Annotated in this window: 25 protein-coding genes and 1 pseudogene; 13 read left to right on the top strand and 13 right to left on the bottom strand. The window is 68.6% G+C overall.

The genetic code is table 11. From position 1 onward, the window contains the following. Nucleotides 1-37: 37 nt before the first annotated feature. Entirely contained in the window at nucleotides 38-730 is a 693-nt protein-coding gene (locus CJ301_RS04935; RefSeq protein WP_099274887.1) for a DUF599 domain-containing protein, read from the bottom strand. A gap of 102 nt (nucleotides 731-832) precedes the next feature. On the opposite strand from CJ301_RS04935, the gene CJ301_RS04930 reads away from it, so the two are divergent. The 5 genes from CJ301_RS04930 to CJ301_RS04910 all read left to right on the top strand — a co-directional run bounded on the left by CJ301_RS04930 (nucleotide 833) and on the right by CJ301_RS04910 (nucleotide 6197). After that, nucleotides 833-2263, top strand: a complete 1431-nt coding sequence (locus CJ301_RS04930; protein ID WP_099274885.1) for an FAD-linked oxidase C-terminal domain-containing protein — start codon at nucleotides 833-835, stop codon at nucleotides 2261-2263. Continuing rightward, on the top strand, nucleotides 2260-3369 hold the full coding sequence (locus tag CJ301_RS04925) for an FAD-binding protein (RefSeq protein ID WP_173812326.1): 1110 nt from the start codon (nucleotides 2260-2262) through the stop codon (nucleotides 3367-3369). Before CJ301_RS04930 ends, CJ301_RS04925 begins: the two co-directional genes overlap by 4 nt. Before the next feature lie 10 nt (nucleotides 3370-3379). Then, nucleotides 3380-4669 (top strand): glycolate oxidase subunit GlcF, encoded by a 1290-nt coding sequence (glcF, locus tag CJ301_RS04920; protein ID WP_099274883.1) that lies wholly within the window; start codon nucleotides 3380-3382, stop codon nucleotides 4667-4669. Nucleotides 4670-4751: 82 nt separating this feature from the next. Continuing rightward, nucleotides 4752-5603 carry a trypsin-like serine peptidase gene (locus tag CJ301_RS04915; protein ID WP_099274881.1) on the top strand — a complete coding sequence of 284 codons (852 nt, stop codon included), beginning with the start codon at nucleotides 4752-4754 and terminating at the stop codon, nucleotides 5601-5603. 123 nt (nucleotides 5604-5726) lie between these two features. Then, nucleotides 5727-6197, top strand: coding sequence for an Hsp20 family protein (locus tag CJ301_RS04910; RefSeq protein ID WP_099274879.1), 471 nt, complete (start codon nucleotides 5727-5729; stop codon nucleotides 6195-6197). An 81-nt stretch (nucleotides 6198-6278) separates the two neighbouring features. Here CJ301_RS04910 and CJ301_RS04905 read toward each other — a convergent pair whose 3' ends face one another. The 3 genes and pseudogenes from CJ301_RS04905 to CJ301_RS04895 form a co-directional block, all read right to left on the bottom strand. After that, a complete protein-coding gene (locus CJ301_RS04905; protein ID WP_099274877.1) occupies nucleotides 6279-6770 on the bottom strand; it encodes a pyridoxamine 5'-phosphate oxidase family protein in 492 nt (163 codons plus the stop codon). Nucleotides 6771-6853: 83 nt separating this feature from the next. Next, on the bottom strand, nucleotides 6854-9655 hold the full coding sequence (gene polA / locus CJ301_RS04900) for a DNA polymerase I (RefSeq protein ID WP_099274875.1): 2802 nt from the start codon (nucleotides 9653-9655) through the stop codon (nucleotides 6854-6856). Nucleotides 9656-9817: 162 nt separating this feature from the next. Beyond that, nucleotides 9818-9991: pseudogene (locus CJ301_RS04895) on the bottom strand (zinc-finger domain-containing protein); the annotation flags it as partial. A gap of 107 nt (nucleotides 9992-10098) precedes the next feature. On the opposite strand from CJ301_RS04895, the gene CJ301_RS04890 reads away from it, so the two are divergent. Continuing rightward, entirely contained in the window at nucleotides 10099-11049 is a 951-nt protein-coding gene (locus tag CJ301_RS04890; RefSeq protein ID WP_099274871.1) for an ABC transporter ATP-binding protein, read from the top strand. A gap of 33 nt (nucleotides 11050-11082) precedes the next feature. Then, nucleotides 11083-12090, top strand: coding sequence for a mechanosensitive ion channel family protein (locus CJ301_RS04885; RefSeq protein ID WP_099274869.1), 1008 nt, complete (start codon nucleotides 11083-11085; stop codon nucleotides 12088-12090). 57 nt (nucleotides 12091-12147) lie between these two features. Here CJ301_RS04885 and CJ301_RS04880 read toward each other — a convergent pair whose 3' ends face one another. Together CJ301_RS04880 and CJ301_RS04875 are read right to left on the bottom strand one after the other, a co-directional pair. Next, complete coding sequence (locus CJ301_RS04880; RefSeq protein ID WP_099274867.1) at nucleotides 12148-12513, bottom strand: HIT domain-containing protein; 366 nt, start codon at nucleotides 12511-12513, stop codon at nucleotides 12148-12150. A 10-nt stretch (nucleotides 12514-12523) separates the two neighbouring features. Next, nucleotides 12524-14095 (bottom strand): DUF5928 domain-containing protein, encoded by a 1572-nt coding sequence (locus CJ301_RS04875; RefSeq protein WP_099274865.1) that lies wholly within the window; start codon nucleotides 14093-14095, stop codon nucleotides 12524-12526. 135 nt (nucleotides 14096-14230) lie between these two features. On the opposite strand from CJ301_RS04875, the gene CJ301_RS04870 reads away from it, so the two are divergent. Together CJ301_RS04870 and CJ301_RS04865 are read left to right on the top strand one after the other, a co-directional pair. Next, nucleotides 14231-15049 carry a sulfotransferase family protein gene (locus tag CJ301_RS04870; RefSeq protein ID WP_099274863.1) on the top strand — a complete coding sequence of 273 codons (819 nt, stop codon included), beginning with the start codon at nucleotides 14231-14233 and terminating at the stop codon, nucleotides 15047-15049. Nucleotides 15050-15094: 45 nt separating this feature from the next. Further along, complete coding sequence (locus CJ301_RS04865) at nucleotides 15095-15814, top strand: phosphatase PAP2 family protein (protein WP_099274861.1); 720 nt, start codon at nucleotides 15095-15097, stop codon at nucleotides 15812-15814. Here the strand turns inward: CJ301_RS04865 and CJ301_RS04860 are convergent. Together CJ301_RS04860 and nth are read right to left on the bottom strand one after the other, a co-directional pair. Continuing rightward, nucleotides 15811-16794, bottom strand: coding sequence for an adenosine kinase (locus tag CJ301_RS04860; RefSeq protein WP_099274859.1), 984 nt, complete (start codon nucleotides 16792-16794; stop codon nucleotides 15811-15813). The genes CJ301_RS04865 and CJ301_RS04860 overlap by 4 nt on opposite strands. Then, nucleotides 16791-17435, bottom strand: a complete 645-nt coding sequence (gene nth / locus CJ301_RS04855; protein WP_099274857.1) for an endonuclease III — start codon at nucleotides 17433-17435, stop codon at nucleotides 16791-16793. The genes CJ301_RS04860 and nth overlap by 4 nt, the downstream gene beginning before the upstream one ends. A 221-nt stretch (nucleotides 17436-17656) precedes the next feature. Here nth and CJ301_RS04850 point away from each other — a divergent pair, with 221 nt between their 5' ends. From CJ301_RS04850 to CJ301_RS04835, 4 genes are all read left to right on the top strand, one after another. Then, a complete protein-coding gene (locus CJ301_RS04850) occupies nucleotides 17657-18487 on the top strand; it encodes a methylated-DNA--[protein]-cysteine S-methyltransferase (RefSeq protein WP_099274855.1) in 831 nt (276 codons plus the stop codon). Nucleotides 18488-18639: 152 nt separating this feature from the next. After that, nucleotides 18640-19299, top strand: a complete 660-nt coding sequence (locus CJ301_RS04845; RefSeq protein WP_099274853.1) for an OmpA family protein — start codon at nucleotides 18640-18642, stop codon at nucleotides 19297-19299. Nucleotides 19300-19406: 107 nt separating this feature from the next. Further along, nucleotides 19407-20180 (top strand): FadR/GntR family transcriptional regulator, encoded by a 774-nt coding sequence (locus tag CJ301_RS04840; protein WP_099274851.1) that lies wholly within the window; start codon nucleotides 19407-19409, stop codon nucleotides 20178-20180. A 40-nt stretch (nucleotides 20181-20220) separates the two neighbouring features. Continuing rightward, nucleotides 20221-20484 carry a hypothetical protein gene (locus tag CJ301_RS04835; RefSeq protein WP_099274849.1) on the top strand — a complete coding sequence of 88 codons (264 nt, stop codon included), beginning with the start codon at nucleotides 20221-20223 and terminating at the stop codon, nucleotides 20482-20484. Nucleotides 20485-20559: 75 nt separating this feature from the next. Here the strand turns inward: CJ301_RS04835 and CJ301_RS04830 are convergent, their stop codons facing one another. The 5 genes from CJ301_RS04830 to CJ301_RS04810 all read right to left on the bottom strand — a co-directional run bounded on the left by CJ301_RS04830 (nucleotide 20560) and on the right by CJ301_RS04810 (nucleotide 23185). Next, nucleotides 20560-21120, bottom strand: coding sequence for a F0F1 ATP synthase subunit B (locus tag CJ301_RS04830; RefSeq protein WP_099274847.1), 561 nt, complete (start codon nucleotides 21118-21120; stop codon nucleotides 20560-20562). Beyond that, nucleotides 21117-21671: a F0F1 ATP synthase subunit B' gene (locus tag CJ301_RS04825; protein WP_099275214.1), complete on the bottom strand. Its 555-nt coding sequence runs from the start codon at nucleotides 21669-21671 to the stop codon at nucleotides 21117-21119. Before CJ301_RS04825 ends, CJ301_RS04830 begins: the two co-directional genes overlap by 4 nt. Nucleotides 21672-21752: 81 nt before the next feature. Then, entirely contained in the window at nucleotides 21753-21989 is a 237-nt protein-coding gene (locus tag CJ301_RS04820; protein WP_099274845.1) for a F0F1 ATP synthase subunit C, read from the bottom strand. Between the two features lie 70 nt (nucleotides 21990-22059). After that, a complete protein-coding gene (locus CJ301_RS04815; RefSeq protein WP_099274843.1) occupies nucleotides 22060-22842 on the bottom strand; it encodes a F0F1 ATP synthase subunit A in 783 nt (260 codons plus the stop codon). A gap of 4 nt (nucleotides 22843-22846) precedes the next feature. Further along, complete coding sequence (locus CJ301_RS04810; protein WP_254050075.1) at nucleotides 22847-23185, bottom strand: AtpZ/AtpI family protein; 339 nt, start codon at nucleotides 23183-23185, stop codon at nucleotides 22847-22849. Nucleotides 23186-23264: the final 79 nt, after the last annotated feature.

Below are 23264 nucleotides of genomic sequence, written 5' to 3'. Positions count from 1 at the left end.
CGCGGGGGGCCGCGCAGCGGCGGGGGCGGCAGCCCCCTCAGCCCTCGCCCAAGAGCACCGCCCGGGGCACGGAGGCGAACTCCCGGCTCCAGACCAGCCACAGCACCGCCAGCGTCGCCGCCATCAGCGCCCATGGCCCAAGGAGCCACACCACCGCGCCCAGCGCGAAATACATCGCCCGCAGCCCGCGGTTGAAGTTCCACGCCGCGCGGATGTTGAGCTCCGCCGCCTGCATCGCGCGCGGCATCGCGCGCGGATCGGCGGGGTCATTGGGCACCGCCGCCATCATCACCGAACAATAGCCGAAGACCCGCTGCGCCCAGACGAATTTCAGGAAGGCATGGGTCAGCAGCAGCGCCACCGGCACCAGCTTGATCTGCCACAGCAGCGCCGGGAGCGTGTCGCCACCCAGCCCCTCGGCCACGCCCTGCAACGGCTCCACATTGCCGATCAGCGCCAGCACGCCGCCCACCGCCAGAAGGCAGGTCGAAGCGAGGAACGAGGTGCCCTGCCGCAGGCTGGCGACGATCTGCGCGTCGAAGATGCGCGGATCGCGCTCCACGAAGCCGCGCATCCATTCGCGGCGGTATTCCGCCATCAATACCGTCACCGAAGGCCGCCGCCCCGGATGCTCGATTCGCCAGCCGATCCCCCAGTAGCTCAGCGCCAGCAAGGCCAACGCGGCGATGTCGGGGAGGGTCAGAAGGGTCAGTCGGGACAGCGTATCCATGCGTGGCACCCTAGCCCCGCCCGCGCGCGCTTGCCATGGGGCGGTTTTGGTTATATTTCCTTACCAATCCCACGTCACGCCCATGGGCAGGAGGAACGACCCATGCAGATGCCATCTCCCGATGCCCGCATCATGGCCCGCAAGGCGCAGGTCGTCGCCCGGCTGGCGCAGGTTCTGGGCGATCGCGGCGTGATCCACGACCCTGCCGAGACCCGCGCCTATGAATGCGACGCGCTCACCGCCTATCGCTGCCCGCCGCTTTGCGTGGTGCTGCCCGCCACGACCGAGGAGGTCTCGGCGGCGCTGAAGGTCTGCCACGAGGAGGGCGTGCCGGTGGTGCCGCGCGGCTCGGGCACCTCGCTCGCGGGCGGGGCGCTGCCCACCGCCGATTCGGTGATCCTCGGCGTGTCGCGGATGAACCGGGTGCTGGAGACGGACACGGCCGACCGGATCATCCGGGTCCAGACCGGGCGCACCAACCTCTCCGTCACCGGCGCTGTCGAGGAGCTGGGCTTCTTCTACGCCCCCGACCCGTCGAGCCAGCTCGCCTGCGCCATCGCGGGCAACATCGCGATGAACTCGGGCGGGGCGCATTGCCTGAAATACGGCGTGACGACCAACAACCTGCTCGGCGTGACCATGGTGCAGATGGATGGCACGGTGGTCGAGATCGGCGGGGCGCATATGGATGCGGGCGGGCTCGACCTTCTGGGCGTGATCTGCGGCTCCGAGGGCCAGCTCGGCGTCGTCACCGAGGCGACCTTGCGCATCCTGCCCAAGCCCGAGGGCGCGCTGCCCGTCATGCTGGGCTATGACAGCGCCGAAGCGGCGGGCGCCTGCGTGGCCGACATCATCGAGGCGGGCGTGCTGCCGGTGGCGATCGAATACATGGACCGCCCCTGCATCCGCGCCTGCGAGGCCTTCGCCCATGCGGGCTATCCCGACTGCGAGGCGCTGCTGATCGTCGAGGTCGAGGGTTCGGCCGACGAGATCAATCACCAGCTGGAGACCATCCTGAAGATCGCCCGCGACCATGATCCGGTGGAAATCCGCGCGGCGCAGGATTCCGACGAGGCGGCGCGGATCTGGCTCGGGCGCAAATCGGCCTTCGGCGCGATGGGGCAGATCAACGACTACATGTGCCTCGACGGCACGATCCCGGTCTCGGCCCTGCCCGAGGTGCTGCGCCGCATCGGCGAGCTGAGCGACGAGTACGGCCTCGGCGTGGCCAACGTGTTCCACGCGGGCGACGGCAACATGCATCCGCTGATCCTGTTCGACGCGAACAAGGAGGGCGATCTGGAGAAATGCGAGGCGATGGGCGCCGATGTGCTGAAGCTCTGCGTCGAGGTGGGCGGCTGCCTGACCGGTGAGCACGGCGTCGGCGTCGAGAAGCGCGACCTGATGACGGTGCAGTTCGCGCCCGAGGACCTCGAGGCGCAGATGAAGGTGAAGGACGTGTTCGACCCCAAATGGCTCCTCAACCCCGCCAAGGTCTTCCCGCTCTCGGTAAGCGAAGGGCGGCGGGCATGATCCGCCCTGGCTCCGAGGCCGAGCTGGCCCAAGCCATCCGCGACGCGGACGGCCCCCTCTCGCTGCGCGGCGGCGGCACGCGCGGGCCCCTGCCCGAGGGCACGGCCATCACCACCGCCGGGCTGACCGGCATCACCCTGCACGACCCCGCCGCGCTGACACTGGTGGCGCGGGCGGGCACGCCGGTGGAGGAGATCGAAGCCGCGCTGGCCGAGACCAACCAGCGCCTCGCCTTCGAGCCGATGGATCACCGCGCGCTTCTGGGCAGCACCGGCACGCCGACCATCGGCGGCGTGGTGGCGGCCAATGTCTCGGGGCCCCGCCGGGTGCTGGTGGGGGCGGCGCGCGATCATCTGCTCGGGCTGCGTTTCGTCGATGGCGAGGGCACGATCGTCAAGAATGGCGGCCGGGTGATGAAGAACGTCACCGGCTACGACCTCGCCCGCCTCGTCGCGGGCAGCCGCGGCGCGCTCGGCGCGATCACCGAGGTGGCGCTCAAGGTGCTGCCCGGCACCGAGAGCTGCGCCAGCCTCGTGGCGCGCGGCCTCGACGACGCGGCGGCGGTGCGGGCGATGTCGGCGGCCCTCGGCACGCCCTTTGAGGTGACGGGCGCCGCGCATGACCCGCACGCTGCGGACGGGCCGCGCACCGTGCTTCGGATCGAGGGCTTCGCCGCTTCGGTGGCCTACCGCGCCAAGGCGCTCATCGAGGCGCTGGCCCCGCATGGCGCTTGGGAGATTGAGGACGACCGCGAGACGGTGCGCGCCGCGTGGCGCGGCATCCGCGACGTGGCGGCCTTCCACGGCACCACGGGCGACGTCTGGCGCGTCTCGGCGCGCCCGAGCGAGGCCGCGGAGATCGCGGCCCGCGCGGATGCCGATCAGGTCTTCTACGACTGGGGCGGCGGCCTCGTCTGGCTGCGCCTGCCGGAAGGAACCGATTTGCGCGCCCGGCTGGGCCGCTATGACGGCCACGCCACGCTGGTGCGCGCCGCCCCCGAAACCCATGCGCGGCTGCATACGCTGCAGCCCGAGCCCCCGGCGCTGCAGGCGTTGACCCGCGGCCTGCGCGACAAGTTCGACCCGCGCGGCATCCTCGCCGCCTGACGGAGACCCCATGCAGACCAATTTCACGCCAGACCAGCTGCGCGACCCCAAGACCGCCGAGGCCAACGAGATCCTGCGCGCCTGCGTGCATTGCGGCTTCTGCACGGCCACCTGCCCGACCTATCAGGTGCTGGGCGACGAGCTCGATTCACCGCGCGGCCGGATCTATCTCATCAAGGACATGCTCGAAAACGAGCGGGTGCCCGACGACAAGACCGTCACCCATCTCGACCGCTGCCTGGGCTGCCTCGCCTGCATGACCACCTGCCCCTCGGGCGTGCATTACGGCCACCTGATCGACCAGGCGCGCGGCTATATCGAGGACAATTACAAGCGCCCGCCGATGGATCGCTTCCTGCGCTGGACGCTGGCGCGCATCCTGCCCTATCCGGGCCGCTTCCGGCTGGCGCTTCTGGCGGCGAAGCTCGGCAAGCCCCTGAAGGGGCTGATGCCCGACAAGCGGCTGCGCGCGATGCTGGAAATGGCGCCCGAGAAGATCCCGCCCGTCTCGCGCAACGACGACCCGCAGGTCTTCCCGGCTCAGGGCGAGCGCCGGATGCGCGTGGGCCTGTCGATCGGCTGCGCCCAGCGCGCGCTGGACACCGAGATCAACGACGCGACGATCCGGCTGCTCACGCGGCTCGGCTGCGAGGTGGTGATCCCCGAAGGTGTGGGCTGCTGCGGCGCGCTGACCGAGCATATGGGCAAGCATGACGAGGCGCGCGGCACCGCCGCCGGGCTGATCCGCTCGATGGCCTCGATCGAGGGGCTCGACGCGGTGGTGATCAACACCTCCGGCTGCGGCACCACGATGAAGGATTACGGCCACATGTTCGCGGGCCACGAGATGGAGGCCGAGGCCGCCCGCATCGGCGGGCTGTGCCGCGACGTGAGCGAGATCGTGGCCGAGCTTGGCCTGCCGGAAGGAACGAAAGCCGCGCCCCTGCGCGTGGCCTACCACGCCGCCTGCTCGCTGCAGCACGGCCAGAAGCTCAAGGCCGGACCCAAGGGGCTTTTGAAGCAGGCCGGGTTCGAGGTGTCGGAGCCCGCCGACAGCCATCTGTGCTGCGGCTCGGCGGGCACCTACAACCTGATGCAGCCCGAGATCTCGGCCGAGCTGCGCAACCGCAAGGTCGAGACGCTGGAGGTGCTGAAGCCGCAGGTGATCGCCGCCGGGAACATCGGCTGCATGATGCAGATCGGGCGCGGCGCGAGCGTGCCGGTGGTGCATTCGGTGCAGCTTCTCGACTGGGCGACCGGCGGGCCGCAACCGCCCGCAATCGGGAAACAATCCGCCTGAATACCCTATGAAGCCGCGCCGCGCTGTCCTAGTCTCGCGCCTGGGTCGAGCGATCCCCGCCCGGCCCGGATGCGGAGGACGAATGCAGCACGCGATCGCGGTGGCCCTGCTGGTGCTCGTGGCCCTGTCCTTGCCGGTGCGTGCAGACCGGCACGACCTCACCTTGATGGTGACCGGCGACGACGCGCGCGGCTGGGAGGCCGTGGGCCGGCTCGACCTTGGTGGTCGCGGCTTTTGCACCGGCGCGCTGATCGCCACCGATCTCGTGCTCACCGCCGCGCATTGCCTTTATGACCGCGACAGCGGCGAGCGCATCGACCCCGCCGAGATCGAATTCAAGGCCGGGATGCGCGGCGGCCGGGCGCTGGCTTACCGCGGCGTGCGCCGGGCCATGACGCCCGAAGGCTATGCCTTCGTCGGCACCGGCTCGGGCGCCGCAAGCGCCGAGGACGTGGCGCTGCTCGAATTGTCGCAGCCGATCCGCTCGGCCCGCATCACCCCCTTCGAGACGGTGGAGACAGTCGTCGCAGGCGCGCAGGTCGGCGTCGTCTCCTATGCGCATGACCGGGCCGAGGCGCCCTCCTTGCAGCAGACCTGCGACGTGCTGGGCGAGGAAAAGGGTCTTCTCGTCATGGGCTGCGACGTCGATTACGGCTCCTCGGGCTCGCCGGTGTTCAGCTTCAAGGACGGGGTGGCGCGGATCGTCTCGGTGATCTCGGCCAAGGCCGAGATGGAGGGGCGCAGCGTCGCGATCGGCGTGGCGCTCGAACACCCCCTGCCCGGGCTGCGCACCCGCATGGCCGACCGGCCCGGCGCCTTCGGCGGGCTTTCCACCGGGCAGGTCAGGGTCGTCGGCGCGGGCCAGAGAACCGAGACCGGCGCGCGTTTCGTCCGGCCCGAGATCGATGCCGACATCGACACCGGGGGATCTTGAAACCCCGAAAATCCTCTCCCACATTGCGAGGCACGGAGCGCCATATCGGGCTCCCGACGGCCGGCCTGTCCCACCAGGGGAAGGCCATCACGACGTTATCGCTTGAGACAGAGGATGACCAAAATGCGTAACTTCGATCTTGCCCCGCTCTACCGCGCCACCGTGGGCTTCGACCAGGTCGCCGACCTGATGGACCGCGTGCTTGCCGGCGAGCCCGCGCAGAACAACTACCCGCCCTACAACATCGAAAAGACCGACGAGAGCGCCTGGCGCATCTCGATCGCCGTCGCGGGCTTCGGCGCCGACGACCTTGCCGTGGAGGTCCGCGAAAACGCGCTGATCGTCACCGCCCGCAAGGCCGAGGACGACACCGAAAGCCGCACCTTCCTGCATCGCGGCATCGCCACGCGCGCCTTCGAGCGCCGCTTCCACCTTGCCGATCACGTGAAGGTCACCGGCGCGAGCCATCTCGACGGCATGCTGCACATCGATCTCGTGCGCGAGGTGCCCGAGGCGCTGAAGCCCCGCCGCATCGAGATCTCGAGCCAGAAGCCGCAGGACGCGAACCTGATCGAGGAGAAGTCGGTCAACTGATCCGGCCCGATCCGCAAGCGAAAGGGGCGGCCCCGCCGGGCCGCCCCTCTTCGTGTTTTGGCTCCGACCAGTAAGGCCCGATCAGAAGGTCAGGGAATAGTTGTCGCCCATGTCCGGCTTGCGCTCCGCAAGGTTGCCCTTGGCGGTCTCGTAGAGGAAGCGCGCGGCGGAGGTGGTCGAGGTCCAGACCTCGGCCGAGCGCAGCGTCAGGCACAAAAGCCGCACGTCCGGGTCGCGGCGGCCATCCTCGAACCAGCTCGCCGCGACCTTGCTCCACAGCTCGTCGAGCTTCTGCTCGTCATGGCTCAGGCTCAGCGTGCCATGCGCATGGGTATAGATGCCGTGATCGTCGCTGGTCAGCGCGAAGACCGCGTCCTGCGGGCCGGTCTCGGCACGTTCGGCCAGCTCGGTGCCGTCATGGCCGATGAACCACAGGCAGCCCTTCTCGGGGTCGGTGTAATGGGCCATCGGGATCAGCCGGTCGGTGCCCTTGAGCCCGATCAGCCCGGCATGCAGGCCGTCGATCCGCTTCCAGAACATCTCGACGCGTTTCTCTTGGCTGTGCTCGCTCATCTCTCGATCCAATCCTTGCACGGGCGGCCACGATGCCGCCGCCCGCTTCGGGAGTGCAACGATGCGAAAGGGGCGCGGTTCCGTCAGTGCGCCAGCGCCCAGTTCGGCCCCTGCCCGGCCTCGGCGGCAAGATGCACGTCGAGATGCACCGCCGGATGCGCCGCCCCCTCCATCACCTCGCGCGCGATGGGGATGAGCTTGTCGGCCTCGGCCTCATCCACCTCGAACAGGAGTTCGTCATGGACCTGCAGGAGCATCCGCGCCGAGGGCACGGCGGCGATCGCCGCGTCCATGCGGATCATCGCGCGGCGGATGATGTCGGCGGCGGTCCCCTGGATCGGCGCGTTGATCGCGGCGCGCTTGGCAAAGCCCGCGCCCGGCCCCTTGGCATTGATCTCGGGCGTGTTGATCCGCCGCCCGAACATGGTCTGCACGAAGCCGTTCTCCTTGGCGAAGGCGGTGGTCGCGTCCATGTAGTCCCGGATGCCGGGGAAGCGTTCGAAATAGCGGTCGATGAAGCCCTGCGCCTCACCGCGCGGAATGCGCAGGTTGCGGGCGAGGCCGAAGCCCGAAATGCCGTAGATCACCCCGAAATTGATCGCCTTGGCCTGCCGCCGGATCTCGGGCGTCATCTCGCCCAAGGGCACGTTGAACATCTCCGACGCGGTGGCGGCATGGATGTCCTGCCCCTCGCGGAAGGCTTCCTTCAGCGCCTCGATCCCGGCCATGTGGGCGAGGATGCGCAGCTCGATCTGGGAATAGTCGAGAGACACCAGCACCCGCCCCTTCGGCGCGACGAAAGCCTCGCGGATGCGGCGGCCCTCCTCGGTGCGGATCGGGATGTTCTGCAGGTTCGGATCGGTCGAGGCGAGGCGGCCGGTGTTGGCCCCGGCGATCGAATAGGAGGTGTGCACCCGGCCCGTTTCGGGGTGGATGTGCTCCTGCAGGCTGTCGGTATAGGTCGATTTCAGCTTGGAGATCTGCCGCCAGTCGAGCACGAGGCGCGGCAGCTCGTGCTCTGTGGCGAGGTCTTCGAGGATGTCGGCGCCGGTGGCATAGGCGCCGGTCTTGCCCTTCTTGCCGCCGGGCAGCGCGAGGTCGTCGAACAGGATCTCGCCCAGCTGCTTGGGCGATCCGACGTTGAAGGGCCGCCCGGCCTTGGCGTGGATCTCCGCCTCCAGCCCCGCCATCTTCTGCGCGAAGGCGTTGGACATGCGGCTCAGAACCTCGCGGTCGACCTCGACCCCCGCCCGCTCCATCCGCGCCAGCACCGGCACTAGCGGCCGCTCCAGCGTCTCGTAGACGGTGGTGACGCGGGCCTGGTGCAGCTGCGGCTTGAAGCGCTTCCACAGGCGCAGCGTGATGTCGGCGTCCTCTGCGGCGTATTTCACCGCCGCGTCGATCTCGACCTTGTCGAAGGTCACCGCCGATTTGCCGGTGCCGATCACCTGCTTGATCGGGATCGGCGCGTGGCCGAGATAGCGCTCCGACAGCGTGTCCATGCCGTGCCCGTGCAGCCCCGCATGCATCGCGTAGCTCAAGAGCATCGTGTCGTCGAAGGGGGCCACGTCGATCCCCAGACCGGCGAGGATCTTGAGGTCGTATTTCATGTTCTGGCCGATCTTGAGGATCGAGGCGTCCTCCAGCACCGGCTTCAGCATCTCCAGCGCCTGCGCCATCGGCATCTGCCCCTCGCTCAGCGCATCCGAGCCGAACAGCCCCTCCTCGCCCGAGCGATGCGCCAGCGGGATGTAGCAGGCATGGCCCGGCGTCAGCGCGAGCGAGATGCCCACCAGATCGGCGCGCATCTCGTCGAGGCTCGTCGTCTCGGTGTCTATCGCGACATGGCCCAGCTCGTGGATCGCGTCGATCCAGAGCTGCAGCGCCTCCGGCGTGGTCACCTTCTCATAGGCGGCGTGGTCGAAGGGGGCCTCGGGCTCGGGCTCGGCGGCCTCGGGCGCGGTGCTCGCCGTCTCGGGCACCGCCGGCGCCTCCGTCCCGAGCTTTTCGGCCACGCGGCGGGTGATGGTGCGGAATTCCATCTCGGCGAGAAAGCCCAGGAGCGTCTCGGGGACCGGGTCGCGGATCTCCAGATCGTCGAGCGTGAAGTCGAGCGCCATGTCGCAATCGAGCGCCACGAGCTGCTTCGAAAGCCGGATCTGCTTTTCATGCTCGATCAGGGTCTGGCGGCGCTTGGGCTGCTTGATCTCGCCCGCCCGTTCCAGAAGCGTCTCCAGATCGCCGAACTCGTTGATCAGCAGCGCTGCGGTCTTGATGCCGATGCCGGGCGCGCCGGGCACGTTGTCGACCGAGTCGCCCGCGAGCGCCTGCACGTCGACGACGCGATCGGGCCAGACGCCGAATTTCTCGAACACGCCGTCGCGGTCGATGCGGCGGTTCTTCATCGGGTCGAGCATCTCGACCCCGTCGCCCACCAGCTGCATCAGGTCCTTGTCCGAGGAGATGATCGTCACCCGCCCGCCCGCGTCGCGCGCCTGACAGGAGAGTGCCGCGATGATGTCGTCGGCCTCGAAGCCTTCCTTTTCCTTGCAGGCGATGTTGAACGCCTCGGTCGCCGCGCGGGTCAGCGGGATCTGCGGGCGCAGATCCTCGGGCATGGCGTCGCGGTTGGCTTTGTAGAGATCGTAAAGATCGTTGCGGAAGGTGTGGGAGCCCTTGTCGAAGATCACCGCGACATGGGTGGCCGCATCCGGGCCGGTGTTGCCGTCGATATAGCGCTGCAGCATGTTGACGAAGCCCGACACCGCCCCCACCGGCATGCCGTCGGATTTGCGCGTCAGCGGCGGCAGCGCGTGATAGGCGCGGAAGATGAAGGCCGAGCCGTCGATCAGGTGCAGGTGGCACCCCTTGCCGAATTGCGTCATGCCCGCGTCCCCTCTTGCGATGTCGCGTGTCTGTCTAGCCGAAACCCGGGCGGGTTTCGGCGGAAATCTTCGGTGATGCCGGGGAAAGCCGCCTCAGCGGGTCTCGTTCTCCTGCCCCGAGCGGTCCTGCCCGCGGGTGATCTCGTCGAGCCCCTCGGCACCGGCCTCCGCGAATTCGCGGTGGATGTAGCGCGCATCGCAATAGGAGCAGTCGACGAAGCCGGTGTCGTGCGGGATCATCAGCCAGACGCGCGGATGGCCGAGCCCCGCGCTGCCGCCGTCGCAGGCGATGCGCCATGTGTCGACGATCTTGGTCTCGGGCGCGGGAAGTGTCATGAGGGGCCTTGCCTTGCTAACGGGAACGGCCGGGCATGGACCCGGCCCTGATCGCGCTACATTCTAGCCGCCCGGCCCGCAGGGACAAGACGCGAAAGGACACAGCCATGACCGACGCCGCCATCGAGATCACCGGCCTGAAGAAGACCTACGCGCCCAGCGCCAAGTCGCCCGCCAAGGTCGCGCTCGACGGTGTCGACCTGACCATCCCGGCGGGCTCGATCTTCGGGCTTCTTGGCCCCAACGGCGCGGGCAAGTCGACCATGATCAACATCATGGCCGGGCTGGTGCTGAAGAGCGCGGGCCGGGTGAACATCTGGGGCTTCGACCAGGACGAGAACCCGCGCCAGTCCCGCGCCGCCATCGGCGTGATGCCGCAGGAGCTGGTGCTCGATCCGTTCTTCACGCCCAGAGGCGCGCTCGACGTACAGGCCGGTCTCTGGGGCGTGCCGAAATCGCAGCGCCGCACCATGGAGCTGCTCGATCTCGTGGGCCTCGCCGACAAGGCCGACGCCTATGCCCGCTCGCTCTCGGGGGGCATGCGGCGGCGGCTGCTGCTCGCCAAGGCGCTGGTGCATGCCCCCCGCGTCCTGGTGCTCGACGAGCCGACGGCGGGGGTCGATATCGAGCTGCGCAACATGCTGTGGCGCAATGTGCGCCGTCTCAACGAGCAGGGCACGACAATCATCCTGACCACCCATTACCTCGAAGAGGCGCAGGAGATGTGCGACGAGATCGCCATCATCGACAATGGCCGCGTCGTCACCCGCGACACCACCGCCAATCTCGTCGGCCGGGTCAGCGGCAAGACGCTGGTGGTGACCCCGGACGGCCCCGCAGCGATTCCCCCCCTGCCCGAAGGGGTGAGCTGCGCCGAGCGCGCGGGCGGGGTGCTGGCCTTCACCTATGATGCCTCCAAGATGGGCGCGGGCGCGGTGCTCGACGCGATCCGCGCGGGCGGCATGCGGCTGATGGACGTCAAGACCGAGGAGGCGGATCTCGAGGACGTGTTCCTGCAGCTCACCTCCAAGGCCGGGGAACCCGTCTCCGCCGCCTGAGGTTGCCCTCCCGCCGACCACGGAGGGAGACGCATGGAAGAAGAGACCGAAGCCGCCCCGCGCGAGGATATCGACAGCCTCGCCGGCGTCGATGCCGATACCGGCAACATCTTCGAGAAGCTCGACGCCTGGGCCGACGGTTTCTTCCGGCTTCTGCCCAACATCGCGGTGGCGATCGTGGTGCTGGTGCTGTTCTGGTTTCTCGCGCGCGGCGTGGCCTGGCTGGTGCGCCGCTCGGGCCGAAGGCGCGGCCGCGACAATCTCGGCGATGTCGGCGCGAGCCTGCTGCGCTGGCTGGTGCTGATCATCGGCTTCATGCTCGCCGTCACCATCGTCGCGCCCTCGATCACGCCGGGCGATCTCTTCGCCGGGCTCGGCATCGGCTCGGTCGCGATCGGCTTCGCCTTCAAGGACATCCTGCAGAACATGCTGGCGGGCATCCTGATCCTGATCCGCCAGCCCTTCGAGGTGGGCGACCAGATCGTCTCGGGCGGCCATGAGGGCACGGTCGAGCGGATCGAGACCCGCGCCACGCTGATCAAGACCTATGATGGCCGCCGCGTGGTGATCCCCAATTCGGACATCTACACCGACGCGGTGGTGGTCAACACCGCCTTCGATAAGCGCCGCTCGCAATACGACGTGCTGATCGGCTGCTCGGACGACATCGACGCGGCCTGCGCGGTGATGGTCGAGACGGCGGGCGGATGCGAGGGCGTGCTCGCCGATCCCGCGCCCGAGGCGATCCCGTGGGGGATGGACGCGGATGGCAACACCATCCGCCTGCGCTGGTGGACCGCGCCCGCGCGCGCCGATGTGGTGCATGTCTGGGGCCGGGTGATCCGCGATGTCTACAACGCGCTCGACGCAAAGGGCGTCGACCTGCCCTATCCGACGCGCATGGTGCTGTTTCACGACCAGACCGAGGCGACAGACGGCGACCGCACCGCCCAGCGCGAAGGCTGGCCCGCCAAGGGCGACAGCCCCGCCGCGCGCCGGATCGAGGAGGCGATCCGCGCGGGGGCCTCGAAGCAAAGCTGAGCCCCGGGGACCTTCGGCGCCAGCCCGAAGGGGGCGCGCCCCCTTCGGATGCGGCGTTCAGCTGCGCTCCAGCAGCCGCCCGAGGGGGCGTCCGCCCAGCAGGTGCATGTGGAAATGCGGCACTTCCTGATGCCCGTGGGCGCGGGCATTGGTGATGGCCCGGAAGCCGTCTTCGAGATCGCATTGTTCGCAGAGCCTGGCGACCGCGCGGTTGAAGTCGAGGATCTCGGCATCGCTGGCGTCGCGCGCGAAGTGGTCGTAGCTGACGTAAGGCCCCTTGGGGATCACGAGCACATGCACCGGCGCCTGCGCCGAGATGTCCTCGAAGGCGAGGCTGTGTTCGGTCTCCAGCACGGTCTTGCACGGGATATCGCCGCGCAGGATCCTGGCGAAGATGTTGTCGTCGTCATACGCAAAGCGCATCGCGTTCTCCTCAATCGTCGAACAGATGTGGCGTCTCGCCGATGCTGCGGGCCAGCTCGGGCTCGACCCCGAGAAAGCGCCGCAGCGCCCGGTCGTTCTCTTCGGCCCCGGCCTCCTGCGCAAGGGTGTAGTGATTGGCGAAGCGCGCCTCGCGCAGCTCGCGGGTCTCGGCCTGCATCTGCTGGCGCAGCGGCGGCATCAGCAGGTCGAGCCCGGCTTCGCTGCGCCCCGCGAGATCGCTGCGGATCGCGTGTTCGCGCAGATAGGCGTCGTCGAGGGGCGTGTCGATCTCAAGCAGCCGCACCTCGGCCCTGTCGCCCATCACGTCGCGGATCAGGTCGATCCGCGCGGGGTCGATGCAGATGATCATCCGGTCCACCCCGTGCAGCTCGTAGAGCAGCCGCAGCATCGCGCGGCGGTGGCGCGACCGCTTGCCCAGCCCGCGCTCCAGCCCGCCCATGGCGGGCAGCGCGGTGTCTTCCTCGTCGAAGAGGTAATCGATGCCGAGCATCCCGGTATGGTGCTTGATCGCCCCCACCAGCCGCTTGGCGACGTGTCTTTTGTGGCTGATCACCACCAGCAGCACCCGGCCCGCCCCGAGCGAGCTGCCGACCTCCCAGGCGCGCGGCGCAAAGCGCAGGCCCACCCGGCCGCGCCCGGTCAGAAAGCCGTGCAGCCGCCGCCCGTCGCCGCCCGCCGGAAAATCGCGGCGGTCCGAGGCCCAAAGATCGCCCAGCCGCGCGCGCAGCCGCGCAGCGCCGGGGCTGATCTTGCGCGCGAAAAGCGCGTCCTGCCCGAGCAGCAGGTCGTAATGGTCGTCGTGGAAGCTCGCGGGCATGCCGTAATCGGTGAAGGTCAGGAAGGTCGGGCTGCATGAGCGGATCTCCTCGCGCGGCACGAGATGGCGCACGAGGGTCTGGAACATCGTCTCGTCGGGAATCCAGCTCCAGCGAAACAGCCGCCGCACATCCGGGCGCGCGTCGAGAAACGCCAGCACCGCCTCCACCGTGGCGCGCCTCAGGCACCACCATTGCGAGCCGATCATCGGGCGGATATCGGCCGGCAGCGCCCGCGCGATGCCGAGCCGGCGCTGCGCCGCGAGGCTGGCATAGAACAGCCCCTTGCGGTCCCGCTCGTTGAGGAAATGCCAGCGCGTCAGCCGCTCCTCATGCATGCCGGTCTTGATCCAGCCGCCATCGAAGAAATCGACGCTCTCGATCCGGTCGGCCGGGTCTGCGGCGAGCTTCTCATGCGCGTGAACGGCCGATTTGATCGCCATGCAGTCGCCCGAGAGCAGGTAGAAATGCGTGGCGTCACCAAAGCGCGCGAGCGCCAGTCGCAGCGCCGAGAGCGTCGCGGCCACGAGGCTCCATTCGCCCCAGCCGCAGCGCTGCCGCCGCTCCACGAGCGCGATGCCCGGATGCCCCGACAGCCCGCCGCGCAAGCGCAGCCAATCGGTGCGCGAGGCGCGTGCGTCCATGTGTACCACCACCGCATCGCCAGAGGCGGCGAGCCCGCGCGCCTGCCGGATCACCGCGCCGGGGTCCTTGTGACACAACAGAATGAAAGCGATGCGCGTCATATGCGTTCCCCGGGCCACGCGGTCAGGATCACGCGCGGTTTGCGCCTTGATAGCGCGCGAAACCGTCGCATAAACAGGTCTCCAGAGTTTTCAGGGCCCCTTGTGGCCCAAGCGCGGCAGCGGATGGGACGGCAGATGGGATTTCCGGGCACCTGGATGACCGAAAGCGAAAGCATGGTGTACCGCGTGGTGCCCAAATGCGCCTGCTCGACCATCGGCCAGATCATGTACCGCTCCGACCACGGCCATTTCTTCGACGGCGACATCCACGATGCGCAGGGGGGGCTGCACAAATGGGCGCAGGAGCGCAGCCAGGGGCCGATCACCGACAACGTGACCGCGCGAAAGAGCCTCGTCTTCACCTGCGTGCGCAACCCCTATGGCCGCATCCTGTCCTCCTTCTTCGACAAGATCTGCGGCATCCAGCGCAATGGCCGCCGCTATCGCGGCAATCTCGTGCCGATGCTGGTGCAGAAATACGGGATCGAGGTGGGCGACCCCGAGACCGGCTTCGAATTCGACCAGATCCGCAGCTTCCGCCGCTTTCTGCTCTTCGCCCGCGACACGATCCGCTTTCGCAAGCCGATGGACCCCGACATCCACTGGGCGGCCATGTCGGGCCATGTCTCGACGCTGATCCGCGGCGGCGGGCGCTATGACATGATCTTCGACACCGAGAATTTCGACGCCGGCATGAGCGCCGTTCTGGCGCGCGCGCCGCTGCGCCACCCGGTCGATCTCGCCGCGATGCCCCGCTTCAACGAAAGCGAGGGCCACGGGCCCAGGCGCGCCCATCCGGTCGAGGATTTCTTCGACGATCTGTCGATGCATCTCATGCGCGAGGTCTATGGCCGCGATTTCGAGCTGTTCGGCTATGACATCGACGACCCGTCGCGCCGCGCCCCCGTGCGCGAGATCGATCTCGACGCGGTCCACGCCAAGCTCGGCGGATGAGACGCCTTCGGAACCCGCGCCCCACCGCATGGTTGAGACGCCGACATGCCTGATACCAGCGACATCCCCGCCCGCCTGCGCCGCCGTCCCGAATTGTGGATGGTGCTGCTGTTTCTGCTCTCGCTCGCGGCTCTGGGCTTCTTCCTGCTTGCGGGTGAGGTGGTCGAGGGCGACACCATGGCTTTCGACGAGGCGATCCTGCTGGCGCTCAGAACGCCCGGCGATCTGAGCGATCCGATCGGCTCGCACTGGGTCGAGGAGATGGCGCGCGACATGACGGCGCTGGGCGGCGTGGCGTGGCTGGTGCTGCTGACGGCGGGGGTCGCGGGCTATCTGGCGCTGTCGCGCCACACGCGCACCATGTGGTTCATGCTGGTCGCCATCGGCAGCGGCACCCTGGTCAGCCGCACCGCCAAGATGCTGTTCGAGCGCGCCCGCCCCGATCTCGTGCCGCATGGCTCCTACGTCTATACCGCGAGCTTTCCCTCCGGCCACACCATGCTCTCTGCGGTGACCTATCTGACGCTGGCGGTGATGCTGTCGCGGCTCGAGCCGCGCCGGGTGATCAAGGTCTATATCATGACCTGCGCGATCATCCTCACCGGCCTCGTCGGCGCGAGCCGGGTCTATCTCGGGGTGCACTGGCCCACCGACGTGATCGCCGGCTGGACCGCGGGCGCAGGCTGGGCCGTGCTGTGTCTTCTCGTGGCGCAGTGGTTGCAGCGCAAGGGCCGGATCGACCCGGCCGAAGACGCCGAGGATTAAAGCAGCCCGGCCTGCGCGAAGAGCGCCTTGAGATCGGCCTCGGGCCGCGCTCCGAAATGCGAGATCACCTCGGCGGCGGCGACGCAGCCCATGCGCCCCGCCGTTTCCAGATCGCGATCCGTGGCGATGCCATAGAGAAAGCCCGCGGCAAAGAGATCGCCCGCCCCGGTGGCATCGACCGGCGTGACCTTCTTCACCGGCACCACCACCCGCTCCTCGCCCCGGATCAGCACCACGTCGGCGCCCGAGCGGGTGCAGACGACGAGGCGGCACTCGGCGGCGGCGCGGGTCAGCGCCTCGTCGAGCCGGCACTGGTAGAGGCTTTCCCATTCGTGCTCGTTGCCGATGACGAAGTCGAGCTCGCGCACCAGCCTTTGGAAATCGGTGCGGTGCCGGTCGGCGCAGAACGGGTCCGACAGCGCGATCCCGGCGATGCCGCCGCCCGCATGGGTCAGCGCGGTCGCCCGCTCGAAGGCCTGCTTGCCCTTGGGCTTGTCGTAGAGATAGCCCTCGAGAAACAGCAGCCCCGCCTGCCCCGCCACCGCGTCCGAGACGTCGTCGGAGCCAAGCTCGGCGGAAATGCCGAGATAGGTGTTCATCGACCGCTCGCCATCGGGGCTGACAAAGATCATCGAACGCGAGGTCGGAAGCTCGCCGCCCTCGACCGGGGCATTGGCAAACCGCGTGCCGCCCGCTTCCATGGTCTCGGCGTAGAAGCGGCCAAGCGCATCGTCGCGCACCCGCCCGATGAAGGCCGTCTCCAGCCCGAGCGCCCCCAGCCCCGCCAGCGTGTTGGCGACGGAGCCGCCGGGCGCCTGCTGCCGCTGCTCCATCGCGCCATAGAGCATCTCGCCGCGCTCGCGCTCCACGAGCTGCATGATGCCCTTCTCGATCCCCATCAGGTCGAGAAAGCTGTCATCGGCCTCGGCGAAGACGTCGACGATGGCGTTGCCGATGCCGAGGATGCGGGGGGTGCTCATGCGGTCTTCTCCTCGAAGAGACAATATTCGCGGATCGGGCAGGCCGGGCATTTGGGCTTGCGCGCCACGCAGATGTAGCGCCCGTGCAGGATCAGCCAGTGATGCGCATGACCCTGCCAGCGCGCGGGGATATGGTCCTCGATGCCGCGCTCGACCGCATCGACATCCTTTCCGGGCGCGATGCCGGTGCGGTTGCAGACGCGGAAGATATGCGTGTCGACTGCCTGCGCGGGGTGCTTCCACCACATGTTGAGCACCACATTCGCCGTCTTGCGCCCCACGCCCGGAAGCGAGACCAGCGCCGCGCGCGAAGAGGGCACCTCGCCGCCGAAGCGCTCCACGAGGATCTCGCTCATGCGGATCACGTTCTTGGCCTTGTTGCGGTAGAGCCCGATCGTCTTGATATGCTCGATCAGCCCCTCCTCGCCCAGCTCCAGCATCTTTTCGGGCGTGTCGGCGATCTCGAACAGGCGCTTGGTCGCCTTGTTGACGCCCGCATCCGTGGCCTGCGCCGAAAGTGCCACGGCGACGAGCAGCGTATAGGCGTTGATGTGGTCGAGCTCGCCCTTGGGCTCGGGCTCGGCCTCATGCAGGCGGGCAAAGATCGCGTCGATGGCGTGGTAGTCGAGCTGTCGGGTCATCGGGCCTCTATGCCCGGAGGGGCCGCGCCTCACAAGCCCGGCGGCGCGCGGGGGGCCGGCCGGTCGCCATGCGTATTTATGGGAAAATGAACCGGGGGGCGCGCGCCCATGGTTCATCTTTCTCCAAATACGCATGGCGACCGGCCAAAGCCGCCCCACCGGCCGACAGGATGCGCAGCTTCCGGGTCGCGCGGGCGCGCCGGGCCGCCTAATGTCGTCCCATGGATCAAAGCCACGCATATCATTACGGCGTCATGCGCCGCGCCATCGACGCCATCGACGCCGCACCCGCGCCCTTGGCACTCGAGGATCTGGCGGCGCGGATGGACATGTCGCCCGCGCATTTCCAGCGCGTCTTCTCCGCCTGGGTCGGTGTCTCGCCCAAGCGCTACCAGCAATACCTCGCGCTCGGCCACGCCAAGGCGCTTTTGCGCGAGCGGCGTACCACGCTGGAGACGGCGCAGGAGCTCGGCCTCTCGGGGACAGGGCGGCTGCACGACCTGTTCCTGCGCTGGGAGGCGATGAGCCCGGGCGATTACGGCACGGGCGGCGCCGGGCTCGAAATCCGGGAGGGCCGCTTCGACAGCCCCTTCGGCCCGGTCGTGGCCATGGGCACGGATCGCGGGCTCTGCGGGCTGGGCTTTGCCGCCGAGACCGGGGTCGAGGCCAGCTTGCAAGATCTGCGCGCCCGCTGGCCCGCCGCGCGCTTTTCCGAAGACCCCGATGCGCTCGCCCCATGGGTCGAGGCGGCTTTCTCGGGGCGCGGCGAAGCGCGGCTGCAGCTCATCGGCGCGCCCTTCGCGATCAAGGTCTGGCAGGCGCTTCTGGAGGTGCCGTCGGGGCATGTGACGACCTATTCCGACATCGCCGCGCGGATCGGCGCGCCGCGCGCCGTGCGCGCCGCCGCGACGGCGGTGGGGCGCAACCCGATCTCCTGGCTGATCCCCTGCCACCGCGCCCTGCGCAAGTCGGGCGAGCTGGGCGGCTATCACTGGGGCCTGCCGGTCAAGCGCGCGATGCTGGCCTTCGAGGCCGCGCGCGGCGAAGGCTGAGGCATTCATGCCACAGCGCATCGGGTTCCATCCGGCCCCGGAACCCGGCTATCAAACCCGCGTTATTGCATAGCAGCCGCCCGCGGCCTCTATCATTCAGGGACAGGCGCGGAGCCCCGTTTCCGCGCATTACGCAAGAACTGGAAAGACACATGATCACCAAGCTCCCCCTCGCGCTCGTCACCGTCTCCGCCCTCGGCGTGGCCGCCTGCCAGCCGGTGACCCCGAACAACCCCGACCCCAATGCCAACACCCGTCGCGGCGCCATGGTCGGCGCGGGGCTCGGTGCGGCCGTGGGCGCGCTCACTGGCGATGACAGCGAGGACCGGCTGCGCCGCGCGGCCGTCGGCGCGGCGCTGGGCGGCGCGGCCGGGGCCGGCACCGGCGCCCTGCTCGACCGTCAGGAAGCCGAACTGCGCGAGCAGCTCGGCTCCAATGTCGGCATCGTCAACACCGGCGAAGAGCTGGTCGTGACCCTGCCGCAGGACATCCTCTTCGCCACCGACAGCGCCCAGCTGACCGGCTCGCTGCAGGCCGACCTGCGCGCCATCGCGGGCTCGCTCAACAACTATCCCAACACCACCGTCAACGTGGTGGGCCACGCCGACAACACCGGCGCCGCCGCCTACAACCAGCAGCTTTCCGAGCGCCGCGCCCAGGCCGTCGCCTCGGTGCTGACCTCGGCGGGCGTCGCTCCGAGCCGCGTGCGCGCGATCGGCCGCGGCGAGGATGCGCCCGTCGCCTCGAACCTGAGCCCCGAAGGCCGTCGCCAGAACCGCCGGGTCGAGATCATCATCACCCCCAACGGCTGATCATTGCAGCCTTGCCGGGATGGGCCGCCCTTCGGGGCGGCCCTTTTCTTTCGTATTGAGCAAAGCCCTCTCCGGTCATACAACTTTACCAGACGTGGAGTGCGCCGATGCCGTTCAAGCCGATCCAGCCCGAAAAGCTCTCGCATGGCGTGGTGCGCCAGATCGAGGAACTGGTGCTGCGCGGCGTGCTGCGCCCCGGCGACCGCCTGCCGCCCGAGCGCGAGCTGGCCGAGCGGCTCGGCGTCTCGCGCCCCTCGCTGCGCGAGGCGCTGGCCGAGCTGCAGACCCGCGGCCTCGTGGAAACCCGCGCCGGTGCCGGGGTCTATATCTCCGAGGTGATCGGCTCGGCCTTCTCCCCCGCCCTCGTGCGCCTCTTCGCCAGCCACGAGGAGGCCGTCTCGGACATGGTGGCCTTTCGCCGCGATATCGAGGGGCTCGCCGCCGAACGCGCGGCCCGGCTCGGTTCCGACAGCGATCTTGCCGTGATCGACGCGGTCTTCAAGCGGATGGAGGCGGCGCAGTCGCGCCCCGCCGCCAATGCCGAGAGCGAGGCCGGGCTCGACGCCGAGTTCCACCTCGCCATCGTCGAGGCGAGCCACAACGTTGTCATGCTGCACATGATGCGCTCGATCTACGATCTGCTGCGCGAGGGCGTGTTCTACAACCGGCAGGTCATGTTCCGCCAGCGCACGACGCGCGCCTCGGTGCTCGAACAGCACCGCGCCATCAACGAGGCGCTGCAGGCGCGCGACCCGGACGCCGCCCGCGCCGCCGTGGCGGCGCATCTCGACTACGTGCAGGCCGCGCTGAGTGATCAGCGGCAGGCCGACCGCCACGAGGAAATCGCGCAGCGCCGGCTGAGCCGGGAGACGCGACGCTAGGGCAACTTCGTGCTAGGATGTCCTCACAGGAGGACATGCCATGAGACTGCCGTTTTGCGCCGTCGCGACCCTCGCCGCGCTGTCATTCGCGTCCACCGCCCTCGCCGGGCCCGGCTGCGGCGGGCGCAGCCACGAGGTCACCGCGAGCACCGGAATGAGCCCCGCGCCCGAGGCCGGAAAGGCCATGAACGAAATGGCCCGGGCGCCGGACCGCGCGACCCAAATGACCCGATGGGCCGATGTTCTGGCCTTTCTCGATGCCACCGCGCCGAAGGGCGCATCGCCCGAGACCACGCTGCGCTGAGCTTTTGGCCCCGAGAGACGAAAAAGGCCCGGACGCCATCGCGCCCGGGCCTTTCGTCTCGAAGCCATGGTCCGGTCAGTGCAGCTTGGTGCCCACGGTCTGGATCGAGTCGTCGATCATCTTGTCGGCGCGCTGCGCGGTCATCTGCTCGGTGATGACCTGGCGCGCGGCGGCCACGGCCACGGTGACGGCCTGGTCGCGGACGTCGCGAACGGCCTTGTCCTGGGCCGACTGGATCTGCTCCTCGGCGGCGGTCAGGCGGCGCTGGATCGACTTCTCGATGTCGATCTTGGCCTGCTCGGCCGAACGGTTCGCTTCGTCGCGGGCGTTCGAGACGATGCGGTCGGCCTGCGTCTGCACGTCCTTTTGCTTGCGCTCGTAGGAGGCCAGCAGCGACTGCGCCTCTTCGCGCAGCCCGCGCGCCTCGTCGAGCTCGGCGCGGATGCCATCGGCCCGCTTGTCGAGCATCTTGCCCACCTCGCGCGGAACGCGGAAGTAGAGCAGCACGCCGACGAAGAGCAGGAAGGCCAGCAGCACCACGAAATCGGTGTTGCCGAGCGAGAAGAACGGCCCCGTCGCGGCCATCGCCGGGGCGGCGGCCATGCTCAGGGCCAGTGTCGCGAGAACGAGTTTCATGCGCGCTCTCCCAGCTTGGCGTCGACCGCGGCGTCGACCTTCTTGGCGTCGGCATCCGCGCCGAAGGCGGCCACGATCTCGCGCGCGACGTCGCGGGCGACCTCGCTCACGTTGCGCGCCGCGTTGTCGCGGATCTCGTCGATCGCCTTCTGGCTTTCGGCGGTCTTCGCGGCGATCTGCGCGTCGGCCTTTTCCATCTCGGCGTCGAGATCGGCCTGGATCTGCGCCTTGGTCTCGGCAACGATCCGATTGGCTTCGGAGCGCGCATCGGCGAGCGCCTTGTCATAGGCGGTCTCGGCTTCGCGCGCCCGGTGCCGCAGCTCCTCGGCGGCGGCGATGTCATTGGTGATCGTGCCCGCGCGCTCGGCCAGCACCGCGCCGATGCGCGGCAGGGCAAAGCGGGACAGGACGAAATAGATCACGCCGAGCGTGACCAGGAGCCAGAAGATCTGGTTCGGGAAGCTGGAGACGTCGAGCTGGGGCATGCCCGGCCCAGCGGCTTCGGCTCCGTGCACCACCACTTCGTCGGCGGTAATAATTTCGGTCGCCACGGCGTCCTCCATCGAGCCCTAAGGAAATGGCGGCGCGAGGGTTCGTGCCCCGCGCCGCCGGTCAGGAGATCGTGGTCTGGATCAGACCGCGAACATCAGCAGCAGGGCGACGAGGAACGAGAAGATCCCGAGCGCTTCGGCGAAGGCCAGGCCGATGAACAGCGTGGCGGTCTGCGAGGCGGCAGCCGAGGGGTTGCGCAGGGCGCCCGAGAGGTAGTTCGCGGCGACCGAGCCGACGCCGATGGCGGCCAGGCCCGAACCGATGGCCGCGAGGCCGGCGCCGATGAACTGACCGAAGAGTGCGATATCGCCTTCCATGGGGGTATCTCCTGATTTGGAATTGCGTTGGGTGAAGGGTGAACCGACCGCGAGGATCGCGCCCCCGTCCTCAGTGGGAGGGGTGCAGCGCGTCCTTGAGGTAGATGCAGGTGAGGATGGTGAACACGTAGGCCTGGATGCCGGCCACGAGCACTTCGAGCCCGTAGATCGCGGTGATCGCGAGCACCGAAAGCGGCGACAGCGCGGCGATGGCGGCAAAGCCCGCGAACACCTTGATCATGGCGTGGCCCGCCACGAGGTTGCCGGCCAGACGGATGGAGTGGCTGACGGGACGGACGAAATACGAGATCACCTCGATGATGGCGATGATCGGGCGCAGGAACAGCGGCGCGTCCTTCATCCAGAACAGGCCGAGAAAGGCCATGCCGTTCTTGACGAAGCCGAGGATCGTCACGCCGAGGAAGACGCCCAGAGCCAGAACCGCCGTCACCGCGATGTGCGAGGTGGTGGTGAAGGCCATCGGCAACAGGCCGAGATAGTTCGAGAACAGGATGAACAGGAACAGCGTCATGATCCAGGGGAAGTACTTGAGCCCTTCCTTGCCGGTGACGTCCTCGACCATCTTGTAGACGAAGCCATAGACCAGCTCGGCCGCCGACTGGATGCGGCTGGGGATCACGGCGCGGCCGCGGGTGCCGAGCACCAGCAGGCCGATCACGCACAGCACCGACAGCGCCATCCAGAAGGTGACGTTGGTGATGGTGTACCAGGAAACGGGATCGCCGATCTCGCCGAACAGCGGCTTGACCTCGAACTGGTCGAAGGGGTGGAACACCAGGCCACCGGCCTCTTCCGCATGCCCGTCGACCACCGCAACCGTCTCTGTCGCCATTCTCTCAGCCCTCGTCGTCGCCGGCCGGATCGGCCTGCTGTTTTACCTGCAGCTCCTTGGCCGTGCGCAGCATCGTCTTCACGCCCGCCGCGAGGCCAAAAAATATGAACGGGATCAGGAAGATCGGCATGGTCCCGAAAAGGGTGTCCAGACCGTACCCGACCCCGAAGCCGATCGCGAGACCGGCCACAAGCTCGATCACCATGCGCCAGGCGACCTGCGCCTGGCTGTAATGGCTCTCCTGATGAGCGGCTTCCTCCGGCTTGCCCTTGGCCTTGGCGAGACGCTCCTCGAACGCGCGCATCCGCGCGGCGTAGTCGTCTTCGTCTTTGCTGTCGGACACTCCGGTTCGGCCCCCTCATCGGTCGAAGAGGGTGCTATAGCGCGGGGCCGGATTGGTCAAGCGCCGGGAATCCGCGACG

It is taken from the genome of Limimaricola cinnabarinus, assembly GCF_002723615.1.
Lineage (GTDB): Bacteria > Pseudomonadota > Alphaproteobacteria > Rhodobacterales > Rhodobacteraceae > Limimaricola > Limimaricola cinnabarinus_B.
The sequence above is the reverse complement of the archived record's forward strand: the minus strand, read 5'-3'. Positions and strand labels throughout refer to the sequence as shown.

What these genes read in the sequence shown, in the direction of transcription:
- CJ301_RS04935 (WP_099274887.1), bottom strand. Translation starts at nt 730, where the DNA reads ATGGATACGCTGTCCCGACTGACCCTTCTGACCCTCCCCGACATCGCC.
- nth (WP_099274857.1), bottom strand. Translation starts at nt 17,435, where the DNA reads ATGACCCGACAGCTCGACTACCACGCCATCGACGCGATCTTTGCCCGC.
- CJ301_RS04820 (WP_099274845.1), bottom strand. Translation starts at nt 21,989, where the DNA reads ATGGAAGGCGATATCGCACTCTTCGGTCAGTTCATCGGCGCCGGCCTC.
- CJ301_RS04885 (WP_099274869.1), top strand. Translation starts at nt 11,083, where the DNA reads ATGGAAGAAGAGACCGAAGCCGCCCCGCGCGAGGATATCGACAGCCTC.
- CJ301_RS04815 (WP_099274843.1), bottom strand. Translation starts at nt 22,842, where the DNA reads ATGGCGACAGAGACGGTTGCGGTGGTCGACGGGCATGCGGAAGAGGCC.
- CJ301_RS04870 (WP_099274863.1), top strand. Translation starts at nt 14,231, where the DNA reads ATGGGATTTCCGGGCACCTGGATGACCGAAAGCGAAAGCATGGTGTAC.
- CJ301_RS04840 (WP_099274851.1), top strand. Translation starts at nt 19,407, where the DNA reads ATGCCGTTCAAGCCGATCCAGCCCGAAAAGCTCTCGCATGGCGTGGTG.
- CJ301_RS04910 (WP_099274879.1), top strand. Translation starts at nt 5,727, where the DNA reads ATGCGTAACTTCGATCTTGCCCCGCTCTACCGCGCCACCGTGGGCTTC.
- CJ301_RS04905 (WP_099274877.1), bottom strand. Translation starts at nt 6,770, where the DNA reads ATGAGCGAGCACAGCCAAGAGAAACGCGTCGAGATGTTCTGGAAGCGG.
- glcF (WP_099274883.1), top strand. Translation starts at nt 3,380, where the DNA reads ATGCAGACCAATTTCACGCCAGACCAGCTGCGCGACCCCAAGACCGCC.
- CJ301_RS04890 (WP_099274871.1), top strand. Translation starts at nt 10,099, where the DNA reads ATGACCGACGCCGCCATCGAGATCACCGGCCTGAAGAAGACCTACGCG.
- CJ301_RS04875 (WP_099274865.1), bottom strand. Translation starts at nt 14,095, where the DNA reads ATGACGCGCATCGCTTTCATTCTGTTGTGTCACAAGGACCCCGGCGCG.
- CJ301_RS04835 (WP_099274849.1), top strand. Translation starts at nt 20,221, where the DNA reads ATGAGACTGCCGTTTTGCGCCGTCGCGACCCTCGCCGCGCTGTCATTC.
- CJ301_RS04865 (WP_099274861.1), top strand. Translation starts at nt 15,095, where the DNA reads ATGCCTGATACCAGCGACATCCCCGCCCGCCTGCGCCGCCGTCCCGAA.
- CJ301_RS04845 (WP_099274853.1), top strand. Translation starts at nt 18,640, where the DNA reads ATGATCACCAAGCTCCCCCTCGCGCTCGTCACCGTCTCCGCCCTCGGC.
- CJ301_RS04915 (WP_099274881.1), top strand. Translation starts at nt 4,752, where the DNA reads ATGCAGCACGCGATCGCGGTGGCCCTGCTGGTGCTCGTGGCCCTGTCC.
- CJ301_RS04850 (WP_099274855.1), top strand. Translation starts at nt 17,657, where the DNA reads ATGGATCAAAGCCACGCATATCATTACGGCGTCATGCGCCGCGCCATC.
- CJ301_RS04830 (WP_099274847.1), bottom strand. Translation starts at nt 21,120, where the DNA reads ATGAAACTCGTTCTCGCGACACTGGCCCTGAGCATGGCCGCCGCCCCG.
- CJ301_RS04860 (WP_099274859.1), bottom strand. Translation starts at nt 16,794, where the DNA reads ATGAGCACCCCCCGCATCCTCGGCATCGGCAACGCCATCGTCGACGTC.
- CJ301_RS04880 (WP_099274867.1), bottom strand. Translation starts at nt 12,513, where the DNA reads ATGCGCTTTGCGTATGACGACGACAACATCTTCGCCAGGATCCTGCGC.
- CJ301_RS04925 (WP_173812326.1), top strand. Translation starts at nt 2,260, where the DNA reads ATGATCCGCCCTGGCTCCGAGGCCGAGCTGGCCCAAGCCATCCGCGAC.
- polA (WP_099274875.1), bottom strand. Translation starts at nt 9,655, where the DNA reads ATGACGCAATTCGGCAAGGGGTGCCACCTGCACCTGATCGACGGCTCG.
- CJ301_RS04930 (WP_099274885.1), top strand. Translation starts at nt 833, where the DNA reads ATGCAGATGCCATCTCCCGATGCCCGCATCATGGCCCGCAAGGCGCAG.